Below are 15,666 nucleotides of genomic sequence, written 5' to 3' on the forward strand. Positions count from 1 at the left end.
CCGGGCGCGTCGTCGCGCGGGGCTCCCGTCCCCCGCCGGCCGCAGCCACCGCCGATCTCGCCGAGGCCACCTCGGTGAGCCGGGCACCGGCCTGCGGTGCGCCCCGGTTCCGAGCCCTGCCAGCGCTGGAGTACCCTGGTCGGTGATCGGGCGGGATGACCGCCCGCGCGACCGGCCTCGACGGTCCTGGTCGCCGTTTCCTGCACAGCACTTGCATCGGGCACGAGCGTGCCGGGGGTGGGCGGGCACGCGAGAAAAGTGAGGCGTCGTGCCGGAGCGCGTCTCGTATCGAAACTTGTTCACCTTGTGCGGCCCCGTGCTGCCGCTGGCCTCGTTCCTGGCCCGGATGCCGCAAACCATGGCACCGATGGGGGTGCTGCTGCTGATCAGCACCACCCAGGGCAGTCTCGCCGCCGCCGGACTGGCCTCGGCTGCGCTGGCGATCGGACAGGCCGTCGGCAGCGCGCTGATCGGACGGCTCACCGATCGGCACGGACAACGCGCGGTGGTCACCCCGGCAGCCCTGGTCAACGCCGCACTGCTGGTCGTGCTCACCCTCCTCGCGGTGCACGGTGCCGCGCTGTGGCTGTGCGCCGTTGCCGCATTGCTCGCCGGACTGACCATCCCCCCGGTCGGACCGCTGTCCCGCACCCGCTGGATCCACCTCGTGCGGCAGCACGAACGTCCCGCCGCCGCCACGAGCACCGCGTTCTCCTTGGAGGGAGCGCTCGACGAGCTCGGTTTCGTCGTCGGACCGGCGCTGGTGGGGCTGTTCGGGGCCGTCGCGGGCGTGGAAGCCGCGTTGCCCTTCGCCGCGGTCCTGGGCGGTGCGGCGGGCACGATGTTCGCGCTGCACCGCACGGCCCCGAGGGGCCGGGTGGACCACGCTCGCCCCGCCGGCGGAATCGGACGGGGCGAGAGGCGGCGAACGGTCGGCCCGTTGCTGTTGGCGCTGCTGGCGGCCATGGTGCTGCAGGGCGTGATCTTCAGCAGCGTGCAGACCGGAACGACCGCGCTGGCAGGAGAAGCCGGCCACCCGGGACTGGCCGGTGCGCTCTACGCGACGATGGGATTGACCAGCGCGCTCGCGGGGCTCGGAACAGCCGCCCTGCCCGGGCGTTTCGACCTGCCGGCGCGGTTGCGGGCCACGACCGCGGCGATGCTGGTCCTCTCGATCCCGGTGGTGCTGCTCGCCAACAGCACGGGCTCGCTGGCAGGGTTCCTGCCGCTCCTCGGCGCGGCCGTCGGTCCGTACATGATCACGGTGTTCAGCCTGGCCGAGCGGGTCGTCCCCGCCGAACGGCTGGCCACGGCGATGGGTGTGCTCAACAGCGGTGTCGTCGCGGGCTACGCGGTCGGCTCCTCGCTGTCCGGCCAGTTGTCCGATGTGCACGGTGCGACGGCGGCTTTCGGGGTCACCACGGCGGCGGCGCTGGCGGCGTGCCTGCTGGCGCTGTTCACCGCGGGCCGCTACGCCCGCCGTCGGGATCCCGTCTCCGTCACCGGGCACGCGGCTCGCACCGAGCTGGACCGGGCCTGATCCGCGGATTCGGCCGTGCGGTGCGGGCGCAGGTCGATGAGCGTTCCGGGCAGGACCGCTTCCGCGGCCCCGCCCGGAGAGCCCTGCCGCGGAACCTCGCCCGGCACGCGAAGACCGAATCCGGGGTGAGACCGGTCACGCTCCCGCGTCGGCTGCGTCGACGGCGGGTGGCAACGTGGCCGACCACCGGCGTGCGCCCCCGCTGCGCATGGTTGCCCATCTCTCCCGCGGGGCTCGCACGGCGACGCGACGGATTCTACTACGGTTCATAGTAGTTACGCTGAAACCTCCAGCGAAGTCGTCTGCAGCCGTGAGGAGCGAGGGATATGGCGTCGGTGAGCGGAAAGCGATCGACCTGGATCGCGCGGGTGTTCGCCGCGGTGGGCGTGGTGGCCGTCGTGGCACTGGTCTGGGGCGCTTTTGTTGGAGGGGAATCCGGCCAGCGGGCCGGCTCGCAGCAACAAGCCCAGTCCCAGAGCTCGGAATCCTCCGGGGGGCTCGAATCCCTGCAGCGGCGCGAACCGGGCGATCCCATGGCACGGGGCCGCGCCGACGCACCCGTGGTGATGATCAAGTACGAGGACTTCCGCTGCCCGTACTGCGCGAAAGCCGCCACCGACATCGAACCGGAGCTGATCAAGCGCTACGTCGACAACGGGACGCTGCGCATCGAGTGGCGCGACTTCCCCATCTTCGGCCAGCAGTCCTACGCGATGGCCAAGGCCGGCCGCGCCGCTGCCGAACAGGGCAAGTTCTGGCAGTTCCACGACGCGGCCTACGAGATCGGCGTGCAGGCGGGCCAGGGCCACCCCGACTTCCCCGACGAGCGGATCCAGGAAGTGGCCCGCGAGGCCGGAGTCCCGAACATGGAGCAGTTCAACGCCACCCGCAACAGTCCCGAGGTCATGCAGGCCATCGATCGCGATCTTCGCGAGGGTGAGCAGATCGGCGTGTCGAGCACGCCCACGTTCGTGATCAACGGGCAAGCGATCCTGGGCGCGCAACCCCTGCAGCAGTTCATCAAGGTGATCGAAGAAGAGAAGGAAAAAGCATGAACATCGGGTACCTGGGCGCGTTCCTGGGCGGCGTGCTGTCCCTGCTGAGTCCCTGCTCGGCACTGCTGGTGCCCGCGTTCTTCGCCTACGCCTTCGCCGACCGGGTGCGGCTGCTGATGCGCACCGCCTTCTTCTACCTCGGATTGGCGACCACGCTGGTCCCGATGGGTGCTGCCGCGGGCTCGATCGGTGCGGTGCTCAACCAGTACCGCGACGTCGTCGTGCTGATCGGCGGCCTGCTCATGATCGGCCTGGGCATCGCGCAGATCGTCGGGTTCGGTTTCGGGTCGAACGCCGCCCAACGGCTCAGCGGGCGGATCAACATCTCCTCCGGCGTGTCGGTGTACTTGCTGGGCACGGTGTACGGGCTCGCGGGGTTCTGCGCCGGTCCGCTGCTGGGCGCCGTGCTGTCGATGGCGATGACCGGGGCCAGCCCCGCTTACGGCGGGATCCTGCTGGCGATCTACGCGCTGGGGATGGCGCTGCCGCTGTTCGTCATCGCCGCCCTGTGGGACCGGTTCGACCTCGGGCGACGCTCGTGGCTGCGCGGACGCGCACTGAACCTGGGCGTTCTCCGGGTGCACAGCACCACGCTGATCGCCGGACTGGTGTTCATCGCACTGGGCCTCGTCTTCCTCCTCACCGACGGCACCGGTTCGCTGGGCGGTGTTGTCGGCATGGACGCGCAATTCGCCCTGCAGGCCTGGGTCCAGCAAGGCGCGAGCCTGGTCTCCGACCAGGTGGTCGTGCTGCTCCTGGTGCTGATCGCCGCGGTGATCGCCGGCGTCTGGGCCCTGCGCGCACACCGCCGACGCCGTGCGCGGACCGCGGAGGAAAGCTCCGAGGACGCCGAGGAGAAGGCCACCGCCTCCCCGACCACGGAAGAACCGTGAAACACCCCGGCCTTCTCCGCGGCGGCCGCGGATCCGGGATGTTCCTCCGCAGCGACCGCGGACGGCAGCGGGAGCACGACCGGCCACTCCCTCCGGCCGCACAGCGGCGTGTCCGGCTTCCGAGGGGAGGTCACGTGGTCTTCGGCGGGTCCGGCGGTGAAGGTCTTCCGCGGGCGGGCGAGCACTGCTCCCGGCCGTTCCGTCACGCGGAAGCGGCCCACTGGCGGTCGGCTTCGTCGGCGAACGCGGCCATGGAGGGGAACTCGGCGTCGTAGCGCCAGTCCTCCGCCGGTTCCGGAGTGGCGCCCCAGCCGGGCCGGTCGTGGCGCCGGTTGATCCAGGCCGACGCCAACCCGCGGCGGTGGGCCGGTACGTGGTCGTGGAAGAGGCTCTGCGCGACGTGCAGGAGCTCGTCGCGCCCGCAGCCGAGCTCGCCGAGCGCTGCGTCCAGCGCCTCGAAGTGCGGGTCGGCGGGTTTGTAGGCGCCGACGTCCTCCGCGGTGATGATCCGGGTGAAGTCGCCGCGCAGGTGCTCGTTGCTGCCGGCGAACCCGCCGCGGTGCACGTTGCTCACGATCACCAGGTCGTAGTGGCGGCGCAGCCGCGCGAGCGCGTCCGCGGAATCCGGGAAGGCGGGCCAGTCCGGGACCGACTCGCCGAGCTGCTCGGCCCGTTCCCGGTCGACCTCCGTCCCTGCGGAGGAGCCGGTCCGGACGAACGCCTCGGCGAGCACGTCGGGGTAGAGCCACGTCGGGTGCTCGCGCATGACCGCCGCCTCGTGGCCGGCGTAGGTCTCCAGCAGGTTCTCGCTGTCGTGGTCGAGGCCCCGCTCGCGGGCCCAGGCCGCCAGGACGGCGGTGATCCCGCGCTCCCAGTCGATGAGCGTGCCGTAGCAGTCGAAGCTGAGGACTCGGAACGCCGTCAGATCGATGGACATGTCACTCCTCACTGCGGACGGTGTCGGTGCGGCTGACCGCGTCGTGCCGGCCCGCGCCGCGGTCGGGCAGGACGAGGCTGGTGACGACCAGCGCGGCCAGCGAGACCGGCAGCGAGACCAGCACCGAGTTCAGGTCGTGCGGCTGGTCCAGCTGTTCCCAGACGATGGTCACGACGGCGCCCAGCCCCATGGAGCTCAGCGCACCCCACTTGCTGGCCCGTCGCCACAGGAAGACGGCCAGGACAGGCGGGGCGAGTGCGACGCCGTAGACGGTGTAGGAGTACATCTGCAGTTCCAGCACGCTCGGGAAGAACCTGCCGAGCACGTAGGCCACGACTCCGATGATCAGCACGGCCAGGCGGTGCACCACCAGCCGTCGGCGGCCGCTCATCCGCACGCCGAACAGCCGTTGCGTCCCGTCGTAGACCACGTTCCCGGCACAGGAGAGCAGGAACGAGGAGCCCGTGGTGATGATGAAGGACAGCGCACCGGCCAGCAGCAGACCGCCCATCACGGCAGGCAGGTAGCTCTCGCCCGCCAGGGACAGGACCGCCGCGTCCGGGTCGATTCCGGGCATCAGGATGATCGCTGCTGAGCCCAGCAGCACCACGGGCACGGTGACCAGGAAGCTGGACAGGAAGAATCCGCCGGTCGACCTGCGCGCTTCGGACTCGTCGCGGGCCGCGCCGAGTCGTTGGTACATGTTCTGGTCGGCCAGGATCAGCAGGAACAAGGGCAGGAAGTAGCCCGACAGCTGCAGCGCGGTGAGTCCCCCGCTCAACGTCGTGCGGCTCCGGGGCAGGTTCTGCCAGTACTCGCCGATGCCGCCGAGCTCGCTCCCCAGCACCAGCGGCACCGCGGCGATGAGGATCGTTACGATCACGAGGGCGGACAGGAAGTCGCTCCAGGCGACCGACTTCAAGCCGCCGCCCACCGCGAGAAAGGTGACCAGCAGCGCCACCAAGATGGAGCCCTGCTCGGGCGGGAGCGGGGTGATCACGCTGATGATGTGGCCGCCTCCGGTGAACTGGTAGGCGGTGATGCCGGTGTAGGCCAGCACGGTGATGAGCGCAGCGATCACGCGGACCGCGATGCCGTAGCGCCGTTCCAACAGCTCGGGAACGGTGTACGTCGACTCCCGGCGGATGCGGCGCGCCAGGCAGTAGAGGACGAGGATCCCCGCCGGCGTACCCCCGAGGAAGAAGAGCGAGGCCAACGGGCCGTAGTCGTAGGCGAAACTGGCGCCTCCGATGATCGTTCCCGATCCGACCCAGGTGACCAGCAGCGTGCCGATCATCACCGGACGCGGCAGGTTCCGGTTCGCGAAGACGAAGTCGTCGCCCGTCGCGACCTTGCCGGGGCGGGTGAACCACGCGCCGATGCCCGTCATGACCAGCAGGTACAGCACGAGAACGATCACGTGGGTCGTCTGCATGGACCCTCCGGGACGATCGGGGGCAGCCGCGTGGACGTCAGATCGGGGGACCCCTCCGCCGGGGTGCGGCCATGGAACCGGTTCCGACCACCGGAACGCAATGGTCATTGCAGACGTTCTTGCTGATCGGGAAACAGGCCGTAGCGCGACCACAACTGCTCGATCCCGTCGCTCCACGCCGCGGCGGCGGCCGGATCGCAGGCCACGAGCGCGGCGAGGATCGCCTGCACGACCGTGGTCGCGGCCACCAGCGAGGGGAACATGCTGGCCCCCTCGCTGGGCATCACCACCAGCTCGTCGGCCAGCCCGCGGACGTCCTCGCGGACCTGGTCGCTGACCAGCACGATCGAGACCCCGGCCGCGGAGGCCACGTGCACGGCGCGCAGGATCTCGTGCGGTGTGCGCCAGAGCTGGAAGACCACGAGGCAGTCCTCCGGTCCCAGCAGCGACACCGCGTTGAACAGCGCGGTCCCACCGACGCGGTGCAGCCGCACGTCGTGGCCGATGGTTTGCGCCAGGTGGGAGAGCTGCAGGCCGGGGGCGGCGAAGCTGCCCGCTCCGAGGACCAGCGTCGTGCCCGCTGCGCGGATGGTCCGGGCCACCCGCCGCACCTGCGGTTCATCCAGCAGCCGGGCGAGGTCGTGCAGGTTGTGCAGGTCCCGGCGCAGCGTGGACCACGCCGGTCCCCGGTCCGATTCCTCGTGGTGCTCGCTGAGCACCTCCGAGGCCGACAGCCCCGACAGGTAGCGCGAGCGGATCTCCGCCCGCAGAGCTGGCCAGCCGCTGAAACCCAGCTGCTGGGCCGTGCGCACCACCGTCGCGACGTTGACCGCGGCCGCGGCCGCCGCTGACGAGGTGCTGGCGTAGGACATCTGCCGCGGCTGGGCGGCGATCACCGCCAGCACCCGCCGCGCGCCGGAGGCCGGCCTCCGGTCGCCCAGGCGGGAGACCAGCCAGCCGGGCAGCACCTGCTCGCGGGGTTGCTCCGCTGCGTTCTCGGGAGAACTCATCCCGACCATTGTGCAACAACTGTTGCACTCGTGGGGGGCGCTTGGCACGATCCGGAATGCCAGGAGTCCGGTGATCGCACCGCGGGAAGGGACTCATGACCTCGAACACCCTCATCCTCCGCCGCGGAGTCGTCTGCGACGCCGCGACGGGCGAAGCGCAGCGGGCGGACGTGCTGGTGCACGACGGCCGCATCCAGGAAGTGGGAAGCGCGCTGCAAGCGCCCGGCTCGGCCGAGGAGATCGACGCCACCGGGCGGTACCTGGTCCCCGGCCTCATCGACGCGCACGTGCACGCCACCGCCGCGAGCGCCGACCTCGGAAGCGTCGCGGAGCAGTCCCCCTACTACGTGGCCGCCCACGCGAGCGGGATCCTGCGGGCGATGCTGCACCGCGGCTTCACCACGGTGCGCGACGTCGGCGGCGCCGACCACGGCGTGGCCGCGGCCGTGGACGAGGGGCTCTGGCCCGGCCCGCGCGTGGTCTTCGGCGGCAAGGCCCTCTCGCCGACCGGCGGGCACGCCGACATGCGCAGCGCCGGCCGGCAGGTCCTCGACGACCACGCCTGCTGCCCCACCATGGGCCTGGTCTGCGACGGCCCCACCGAGGTGCGCCGCGGCGCACGGCACCAGCTGCGGACAGGTGCCCACCACATCAAGCTCATGCTCTCCGGCGGAGTCGCCTCCCCCACGGACCGGGTGGACTCGATGCAGTTCTCGGCCGAGGAGGTCCGGGCGGCCGTGGAGGAGGCGCGCAACGCCAACCGCTACGTCACGGGGCACGCCTACACGGCCAGTGCGGTGAACCGGGGGCTGGAGCTCGGCGTGCGCTGCATCGAGCACGGCAACCTCATCGACGACTCCAGCGTGCGGCTCTTCGTCGAGCACCAGGCGTTCCTGGTGCCCACGCTGACCACCTACGAGTACCTGCACCGCGAGGGCGCCGCCGCGGGTCTGCCCCCGGCCGGCCAGGCCAAGGTGGCCGACGTGCTCGAAGCCGGCCTGCACGCCCTGGATTCGGCCCACAAGGGCGGAGTCCAGCTGGTCTTCGGCACCGACCTGCTCGGCAGCATGCACGTCCACCAGAACGACGAGTTCCGCATCCGCAACCGGGTCCAGCCCGCGCACGAGGTGCTGCGCGCGGCGACGGTGAACGCCGCTGCGCTGCTGGGTCGACGGGGCGAGCTGGGCGTCATCGCACCGGGCGCCACCGCCGACGTCCTGATCGTCGACGGGGACCCGCTGACCGATGCCGAGGTCCTGGCGCGGCCGGAGCAGCACCTGCGCGCGGTGGTGCAAGGCGGGGCGCTCGTCGCGGGACGGCCCTGAGGTCCCGTCCGGTGGAGTTGCGGCATCTCGAGGGGTTCGTGGCGGTCGCCGAGGAGTTGCACTTCGGCCGTGCTGCCGCGGCTGCACGCATGACCGCCGCACCGCGGCGCAGAACGATCCGGTGCAGCTCGGCGCGGCGGCGCTGCGCGCCGGACTTGTCGAGTGCTGCGTGGCGGGAGCGTCCCGGCCGACCGACAGCCGACGTGCTGCGGGCAGGTATCCGCACGGTCGGGCTGCGGCCGGAGGTGCGCGTGCCGAGCAGCGCGTTCCTGATGGCACTGCCGGACGGCCGGCGCGGGCGGGTGGCGAACCGCTCCCCACCATTCCGGTCGCCATCGAGCACCGCCGTCCGCTGCCGTGGCCGGTGAAGCCCCGGCCAGCCGCTTGCCCCCGCGTGTTCTGCTCCTGCGGGTGGCGCACCGGGGTTTTCCTTGTCGGAACCTCTGGTGCGCCATCCGGGACGATCCTTGACCGGGGCGCGGTGCGTGCCCGATGGGACGGGGCGTGGTCCACACTGGATCACTTCCCGCTCATCACCCGGCCCAGACCGGGACGACTCCGGTGACGACGGCAACGGCCAGTGCGAGCAGGCTGATTCCCCACGCCCACGGAGCCATGTGCCGGATGTGGCGGCCGATGTCGACCCGGGCCAGGCCGACGAGCAGGAAGAAAGCTCCGGTCATCGGGGTGAGCGGGAATCCGACGGTCTCCTCACCGAGGATCGAGGCCTGCGCGAGGTCCTCCGGAGCGATGCCGAACTGCTCCCCCACCCCGATGAGCACGGGCAGCACGCCGAAGTAGTACGGGTCGGGTCCGAACAGGAACGACATCGGCACAGCGAGCACTCCCACGAGCAGCGGCAGCAACGGCCCCAGTTGGGGCGGAACGCCGCCGGCGAGTGCCGCGGCCATCGCCCGGATCATGCCGGTTCCCCCCATGATGCCGAGGAACGCCCCGGCTGCCAGCAGTGTCGTGGCCATGAGAACGGCCGATTGGGCGTGGGCGTCGATGCGCGCGTTCTGGCGACGCATACCGGGGTAGTTGACGACCAGCGCGAGCACGAGCGCCACCATGAACACTGCTGCCGGCGGCGCGATGCCGGAGATGAGCACCCCGACGGTCATCGCGGTCAGCACCAGGTTCGGCCAGAACAGCCGCGGCCGGGTCAGCTGCGCGTCGCTGGAGGCGGTCGCCGTCGCCGACTCCTCGAGCACGGCCACGCCTGCCCTGTCGTCAGCGCTGCGTGCCGCGGTCCCCGCCGCGGCGTCGCTGACGGTGGCGGCGCGCAGGCGGTCGCCACGGCTGAGCCGCAGGGTTGATTCCGCGCCGGTGGTCAGGCGGAGCTTCTCCCTGCGTCCCAGCCAGGCGGCCGCACCGAGCACCGCTGCGATTCCGGTGAGCTGTGCGGGCAGCAACGGGGTCCACAACGCGTTCGCGTCCACGTTGACGACGCTGGAGGCGCGGGCCGTGGGGCCGGCCCACGGGAGCATGTTCATCGTCCCGGCTGCCAGGCCGGTGACGGTGGCCAGCACCAAGCGGCTCATGCCCATCGCGTCGTAGAGCGGCAGCAGCGCCGAAAGCGTGATGACGAACGTGGTGGCGCCGGCGCCGTCGAGATGGCACACGAGTGCCAGCAGGGCGGTGCCCACCGCGATCGTGACGGGATTGCTGCCGGCGTACTGCAGGATGCGCCGCACGATCGGATCGAACATCCCCGCGTCGCGCAGCACGCCGAAGAAGAGGATGGCGAACACGAACATGGCGACCACGCCGACGATGTCGCCGATGCCGGAGCTGATCATCTCGCCGATCTCGGCCGGCCCGTGTCCCGCGAGCAGTGCGGCCAGCACCGGCACGCCGATCAACGCGGCGACGGCGGCGACGCGGCTGGTGATCAGCAACAGGAGGATCGCGGCGATCGTGGTGAAACCGAGCGCGGTGAGCATGCGGCCTCATTCGGTCGAGGGCGGATGGATCCACTCGCGTGGTGTGCACCGCAGGCGGGGCGAGTGCCGGTCATTCTTGGTCGCATTCGTTTGCTTGTCCAGCATCGTTGGGACATATGTCCATGCGCTCAGCGCATCGGCTCGCTGCGCGGGAGAAGCCGCGGCGTCCGTTCGCAACCGCGGCCGCGCGGCTTATGCTCCCGGACCATGGATGCCACGGTGCGCCAACTCGCCGCGTACGCCGCCGTCGCCCGGGCGGAGAGCTTCACCGCGGCGGCAGCGCAGTTGCACGTGTCGCAGTCCTCGCTGAGCCGCACGGTCGCGGAGCTGGAGCGCTCGCTCGGTGCGCAGCTGGTGGAACGCGACACGCGCAACGTCGCCTTGACTCCGGCCGGCGCGGAAACGCTGCGGGTCGCCGACGAAGTGCTCAACGCCCACCGAGCGGGGATGCAGGAGCTGGAGCGGTTCGTGCTCGGGGAAGCGGGGACGGTAGCGGTATCCACCCTGCCGTCGATCGCGGCCGTGCTGTTGCCGGAGGTCATCACGCGCTTCCGCAGTGAGCACCCGCAGGTGGCGGTGCGGATCATGGACGGTCTGGAGCGCGCGGTGCTGCAGCGAGTCGCCTCGGGCGATGCGGATTTCGCGATCACCACGGTCGGCGGGCCCGCGACCCGCCTGGAGCGCAGGCCGTGGGTGCGGGACCGCTTCGTCGCCGTGCTGCCGCAAGGACATCCGCTCGCCGCACGCGAGGAGGTGACCTGGCGGGAACTGGCCGCCGAACCGCTGCTCGCCGTGGGGCGCGATTCGAGCGCGCGCCGACTCGCCGATGCGGCGTTCGCCCAGGTCGATGCGCAGGCGACTCCGGCTGCCGAGGCGGGCAGCATCGCCACCGTGGGCGGCTTGGTCTCCGCCGGTTTGGGAGTCGCGGCGATGCCCGCGCTCGTGCTGCCGCTGATGGCCGCCGACGCCGTCGTGCACCGCCCGCTGGTCGAGCCGGTCGTCGACCGGCGGTTGGAACTCGTGCAGCGGGCGCGGCGGCCGCTGACCGCGGCGGGTCAGCGTTTCCTGGACGTGCTCGAACAGTGCCGGTGCAGTGATGCCGCACTGCCGGCGGGTGTTTCCTGGTCCTGACCCGCGCGGCCCGATGCATCATCCGCATGAATCGATCCGAGGCTCTTGCTGGACGCGCATGCGCGCCGCTCGACACACTGCGATCCCGACCGGGAACGGTCGACCGACCACGCACCGAGGGGAATGCAGCGATGTCGCAACAGGATCCCGACACCGGCGGACGGGGCCAGCTGGGTGGGCTGAAAGTCGTCGAGTTCGCCCACGTCGTGGCCGGGCCGATGGCGGGCTCGATGCTCGCCGACCAGGGCGCGGACGTCGTGCACGTCGAACCGCCGGGAACCGGCGACGCGGCCCGCACGATGGGCCCGAAACGCGACGGCACCCCCCTGTGGTTCAGCGTGGCCGGACGCAACAAGCGGTCGGTGACGCTGGATCTCCACCAGGAATCCGGCCGCGACGTCGCCCACCGGCTCGTTGCCTGGGCCGACGTCGTCATCGTCACCGTCCGCACGGGACGCCTGCGCGAGTGGGGCCTGGATTGGGAGTCCGTGCACCGGCTCAATCCGACGGCAGTCCTGCTGCAGATCTCCGGGTTCGGCGCGAACACCTCACTGGCCGACGCCCCCGGATTCGGCAAGATGGGCGAGGCGCGCAGCGGCGTGGTGCACCTGACCGGGTTTCCCGACGGCCCCCCGGTGCACACGGGGTTCTCCCACGGCGATGCGGTCACCGGGCTCATGGGCGCCTACGCAGTGATGGCCGCGCTGTACCGGCGGGCGACCGATCCCGGCTTCGACGGGGAGTGGATCGACCTGGCCCTGTTCGAGCCCCTGTTCCGGCTCGTGGAATGGCAGGTCGTGCTGCACGACCAGCTCGGCTCCACGCCCGGGCGTTCGGGCAACCAGCTGGCCGTCGCGCCGGCCGCGGTGATCAACACCTACCGGTCCGGTGACGACGACTGGATCACCGTCACCTCGGCCACGCCGCGATCGGTGATCAACGTGGCGGAGTTGCTCGGCTTCGACGCGGCCGAGTTCGCCACCGCGGAGCAGCAGCAGGCCCGCCGGCACGAGCTCGACGACGCGCTGCGGAAGTGGGTCGGCGCGCGCAGCACCGAGCACTGCCTGGAGGCGTTCGCGCAGGCGGAAGTCGTGGCCTCCCGCGTGTTCACCGCTGACGACATCGCCACCGACCCCACCTACGCCGAACGCGGCGACATCGTCACCGTCGACGACCCCGAGCTCGGTCCGGTGCGGATGCAGGCCGCACTGCCGCACTTCCGGCAGCGTCCCGGGCACGTGTGGCGCACGGGACCGGCGTTGGGCCAGGACAACCACCTCGTCTACGCGTACTGGCTCGGTCTGGACCAGGAGGAGCTCGCGCGCCTGGAGGACAACGGTGTCGTCTGAACCCCACCACGAGGTGTCCCGCGCTCCGCTGCGGTCGCTGTTGTTCGTTCCCGGCACGAAAACCGAGTGGCTGGCCAAAGCGGCGCGGGCGGGGGCCGATGCCGCGGTCATCGACCTGGAAGACGCCGTGCCCGACTCGGGAAAGACCGATGCCCGGAGCGGTGTGGTGGCCACGTTGCAGCGGCAGCACCACGTGTCGACCCGCGAGCAGCCGCCGGCGCTGTTCGTCCGGGTCAACGCGCTGGACACGTGGGACGGTGCCGATGATGTCCGCGCTGTGGTACGCCCCGGACTGCACGGCATCGTTCTCCCGAAAGTGGAGGGTCCGGAAGATGTCCGCGTGGCCGATCGGTTGCTGACGTGGTGCGAGCGCGAACGGGGTCTGCCCGTGGGATCGGTGGCGCTGGTGCCCCTGCTCGAAACCGCGCGCGGCCTGCGCGAGGCCCACGACGTCGGAGCGGCAGCGCGGCGTGTGGCCTACCTCGGCGCGCTCACCGCCGACAGCGGAGATGTCGCGCGGGCCGTCGGGTACCGCTGGAGCCCGCGCGGCACGGAAACGCTGGCGCTGCGCTCCCGTGTGCTGCTCGACGCACGCGCCGCAGGCGTCGAGCATCCGGTCGCGGGGCTGTGGACGCAGCTCGACGATCCCGCTGGCCTGCGCGCCTTCGCCGAGCAGAACCGGTCCCTGGGTTACGCCGGGATGATGGCCATCCACCCTGCGCACGTGCCGATCATCAACGAGGTCTTCTCCCCCAGCTCCGAGGAGCTCGCGCGCTGGGAACGCCTCGTCGCCGCCGTGGAGCAGGCCCAAGCCCGCGGCGAAGGCGCGGTGGCGTTCGAAGGGCAGATGGTCGACGAAGCCATGGCAGCCACCGCCCGGCACGTCCTGGCCCGCTACACCGGCTCGGTTTGACGCCTCCGGCGGTGACATCCATGACGTTCTCGTCAGCCGGGCCCGGCACCGTGCTCGTCAGCGCCGGCGCCAGTAACCGTCCCGGATCGGTGACGCAGCGGCACCCGGAATCCCGAACCGGCCGTCTGCGGCCGTCTGACCCGGGCAGCGGTGAGCTCGACAGGGGAGATGCAGTCCCGGGCGGAAGTGATGTTGCGCTGCCTCACCCGGTGCTGCTCGGCAAGATCCACGCGGGTGAGCCCGCCCGCGTCGGCCACGACGTGTTCGCAGCGCACGGCCAAATCAGTCGTGCAGTCCACCACGCTGCGATCTGCCGTCTTGGCGATGCTCACCGCGTTGTCGACGCACCCCCAGGACGTGCGGTGGCAGCCCCTCGGTGGCGAGCTGTTCCACGACGGAAGTAGCCGGAGTGCAGGTGCAGCAGCGCCGAAAGGGCTTCCGGGTCCGTCAACGAGGAGGTGGAGGGAACCGCGCCGGAGCACCGCGAGCCCGTTCCGGCCCGGCCGTGCTGCGACGTGGTGCCGGGCGGTGCTGGCGGCTCGGTGCGGGACCCCGCCCGGTTCGATAGGTTCCGGCGGTACGACCCCGGGAGTCGGAGGTGACGCCGATGGAGCTGCTGACGTTCGGCCACGGCACCGCGTCGGAGGACGAGATCACCGCATTGCTGCACGCAGCAGGGGTCCGCTCCGTGCTCGATGTGCGCAGCGCGCCAGGGAGCCGCCGCAACCCGCAGTTCGCGCGCGGGGAGCTGCAGCGGTGGCTTCCGGAGTCGGGGATCTCCTACCGCTGGGACAAGCGGCTCGGCGGTTTCCGCAGCCTCCCCCACGACTCCCCGGACTGGGTGTGGCGCAACGACGCGTTCCGCGCTTACGCGGCGCACATGCGCACCCGCGAGTTCACCGACGGCATCGACGAGCTCCTCGACGAGCTCGCCCGCACGCAGGTGGCCGTGATGTGCAGCGAAAGCCTGTGGTGGCGCTGCCACCGCCGGATGCTCAGCGACTTCGTGCAACTCCTCCGCGGAGTTCCGGTGGAGCACCTGACGCAGCGAGCTGGGCGCGACGACCACGAACCGATCGAGGGCGTGCGCATCAACGACGACGGCTACCTCGTCTACGACGCAGGACAGCCCACGCTGTAGCAGGCGCGTGCGGCGCGGATGACGCGATTCACCGCACGCGGACGGTGCCCAGTTGGGTCAGGTGCAGGTTGGTGTCGGCGAACTTCGACGCCACCGCCTGCAACGTCTCGATCATGACTTCGGTGGCGGGTGTGGGTGTCCGATTGACGGGCCGGGCCAGCAGAATCCTCCGGGTCGGAGCGGGCACGCCCGAGTCGAAGCTGATCAGCCGGACGTCGTGGCGGCGGTTGGTCAACGCGAGCCGCGGCGCGATGGCGATGCCCAGTCCTGCGGCCACCATCGCCTGCGCTTCCTGGTAGTCGTGCGACTCGTAGGAGATGGTCGGTTCGAAACCCGCCAGGCGGCAGCTGCGGTACAACACCTCGGCGACCGGGTGGTTGTCCGCGCGCGTGATCCAGTGCTGGTCGACCAGCTCGGACAGCTCCACGCGCGGTCGTTCGAGCAGTTCCGAATTCGCCGGGACCACCAGCACCGTCGGGTCGTCCAGCAGGTGCGTCATCCGCAGCGACTCGTCCTCGATCCGGTTCCACTCGTAGTCCCAGAGGATCGCCAGTTCGGCCTCACCTGAGTGCAGCAAGTCCAGCAGGCCCACCAGCAGCGATGACTGCACGGTGACCCGCACGCCGGGATGTTTGCGGGAGAACCGGGTCAGCGCCAGCGGCAGTATCGAGGCGCTAGCTGTCGGGAAGGCGCCCATTTTCAGCGCGCCCCGGTGCAACCGCGCGAACGAGTCCAGGTCCGCCTGCGCCCCCCGCAGTTCGCTGCGGATGCGGCGGCCGCGCACGGCCAGCGCCTCACCCGCGTCGGTGAGCCGTACTCCGCGCGGCAACCGCTCCACCAGCGGCTGACCGACTTCGACCTCCAGTCGCGCGATCTGCTGCGAAGCGGCGGAGGCGGTGATCCCGAACGCCTCCGCTGCCGCGCTGAGCGATCCGCGATCGGCTGCTTCGGTCAGCAACCCCATGCGGCGCACGTCCATGCGCACTCCCCT

Annotated in this window: 14 protein-coding genes; 8 read left to right on the forward strand and 6 right to left on the reverse strand. The window is 71.1% G+C overall.

Annotated features, from left to right (window positions below):
- The first annotated feature begins 295 nt into the window (after window positions 1-295).
- The 3 genes from ACYVJE_RS04435 (at window position 296) to ACYVJE_RS04445 (ending at window position 3,488) form a co-directional block, all read left to right on the forward strand.
- Window positions 296-1,540 carry an MFS transporter gene (locus ACYVJE_RS04435; protein WP_461143388.1) on the forward strand — a complete coding sequence of 415 codons (1,245 nt, stop codon included), beginning with the start codon at window positions 296-298 and terminating at the stop codon, window positions 1,538-1,540.
- A gap of 326 nt (window positions 1,541-1,866) precedes the next feature.
- On the forward strand, window positions 1,867-2,595 hold the full coding sequence (locus ACYVJE_RS04440) for a DsbA family protein (RefSeq protein WP_461143389.1): 729 nt from the start codon (window positions 1,867-1,869) through the stop codon (window positions 2,593-2,595).
- On the forward strand, window positions 2,592-3,488 hold the full coding sequence (locus ACYVJE_RS04445) for a cytochrome c biogenesis CcdA family protein (RefSeq protein ID WP_461143390.1): 897 nt from the start codon (window positions 2,592-2,594) through the stop codon (window positions 3,486-3,488). The genes ACYVJE_RS04440 and ACYVJE_RS04445 overlap by 4 nt, the downstream gene beginning before the upstream one ends.
- Before the next feature lie 202 nt (window positions 3,489-3,690).
- Here the strand turns inward: ACYVJE_RS04445 and ACYVJE_RS04450 are convergent, their stop codons facing one another.
- The 3 genes from ACYVJE_RS04450 to ACYVJE_RS04460 all read right to left on the reverse strand — a co-directional run bounded on the left by ACYVJE_RS04450 (window position 3,691) and on the right by ACYVJE_RS04460 (window position 6,870).
- Complete coding sequence (locus tag ACYVJE_RS04450) at window positions 3,691-4,425, reverse strand: haloacid dehalogenase type II (protein ID WP_461143391.1); 735 nt, start codon at window positions 4,423-4,425, stop codon at window positions 3,691-3,693.
- 1 nt (window position 4,426) lies between these two features.
- Window positions 4,427-5,860, reverse strand: a complete 1,434-nt coding sequence (locus tag ACYVJE_RS04455) for a sodium:solute symporter family protein (RefSeq protein ID WP_461143392.1) — start codon at window positions 5,858-5,860, stop codon at window positions 4,427-4,429.
- A 104-nt stretch (window positions 5,861-5,964) separates the two neighbouring features.
- The gene (locus ACYVJE_RS04460; RefSeq protein ID WP_461143393.1) at window positions 5,965-6,870 is read right to left on the reverse strand and encodes a MurR/RpiR family transcriptional regulator; all 906 of its coding nucleotides are present in this window, start codon (window positions 6,868-6,870) and stop codon (window positions 5,965-5,967) included.
- A gap of 95 nt (window positions 6,871-6,965) precedes the next feature.
- Between ACYVJE_RS04460 and ACYVJE_RS04465 the strand changes: the two genes are divergently transcribed.
- Window positions 6,966-8,195, forward strand: coding sequence for a metal-dependent hydrolase family protein (locus ACYVJE_RS04465; RefSeq protein WP_461143394.1), 1,230 nt, complete (start codon window positions 6,966-6,968; stop codon window positions 8,193-8,195).
- Window positions 8,196-8,728: 533 nt separating this feature from the next.
- Here the strand turns inward: ACYVJE_RS04465 and ACYVJE_RS04470 are convergent.
- Complete coding sequence (locus ACYVJE_RS04470) at window positions 8,729-10,141, reverse strand: CitMHS family transporter (protein WP_461143395.1); 1,413 nt, start codon at window positions 10,139-10,141, stop codon at window positions 8,729-8,731.
- Window positions 10,142-10,348: 207 nt separating this feature from the next.
- On the opposite strand from ACYVJE_RS04470, the gene ACYVJE_RS04475 reads away from it, so the two are divergent.
- The 3 genes from ACYVJE_RS04475 (at window position 10,349) to ACYVJE_RS04485 (ending at window position 13,534) form a co-directional block, all read left to right on the forward strand.
- Entirely contained in the window at window positions 10,349-11,272 is a 924-nt protein-coding gene (locus ACYVJE_RS04475; protein ID WP_461143396.1) for a LysR substrate-binding domain-containing protein, read from the forward strand.
- A gap of 131 nt (window positions 11,273-11,403) precedes the next feature.
- Window positions 11,404-12,621 (forward strand): CaiB/BaiF CoA transferase family protein, encoded by a 1,218-nt coding sequence (locus ACYVJE_RS04480; RefSeq protein WP_461143397.1) that lies wholly within the window; start codon window positions 11,404-11,406, stop codon window positions 12,619-12,621.
- The gene (locus ACYVJE_RS04485) at window positions 12,611-13,534 is read left to right on the forward strand and encodes an HpcH/HpaI aldolase/citrate lyase family protein (protein WP_461143398.1); all 924 of its coding nucleotides are present in this window, start codon (window positions 12,611-12,613) and stop codon (window positions 13,532-13,534) included. Before ACYVJE_RS04480 ends, ACYVJE_RS04485 begins: the two co-directional genes overlap by 11 nt.
- 32 nt (window positions 13,535-13,566) lie before the next feature.
- Here the strand turns inward: ACYVJE_RS04485 and ACYVJE_RS04490 are convergent, their stop codons facing one another.
- Complete coding sequence (locus ACYVJE_RS04490; RefSeq protein ID WP_461143399.1) at window positions 13,567-13,866, reverse strand: hypothetical protein; 300 nt, start codon at window positions 13,864-13,866, stop codon at window positions 13,567-13,569.
- A gap of 275 nt (window positions 13,867-14,141) precedes the next feature.
- On the opposite strand from ACYVJE_RS04490, the gene ACYVJE_RS04495 reads away from it, so the two are divergent.
- Window positions 14,142-14,675, forward strand: coding sequence for a DUF488 domain-containing protein (locus ACYVJE_RS04495; protein WP_461143400.1), 534 nt, complete (start codon window positions 14,142-14,144; stop codon window positions 14,673-14,675).
- Window positions 14,676-14,703: 28 nt separating this feature from the next.
- Here ACYVJE_RS04495 and ACYVJE_RS04500 read toward each other — a convergent pair whose 3' ends face one another.
- The gene (locus ACYVJE_RS04500) at window positions 14,704-15,654 is read right to left on the reverse strand and encodes a LysR family transcriptional regulator (RefSeq protein ID WP_461143401.1); all 951 of its coding nucleotides are present in this window, start codon (window positions 15,652-15,654) and stop codon (window positions 14,704-14,706) included.
- Window positions 15,655-15,666 lie beyond the last annotated feature (12 nt).

It is taken from the genome of Salinifilum aidingensis, assembly GCF_054782015.1.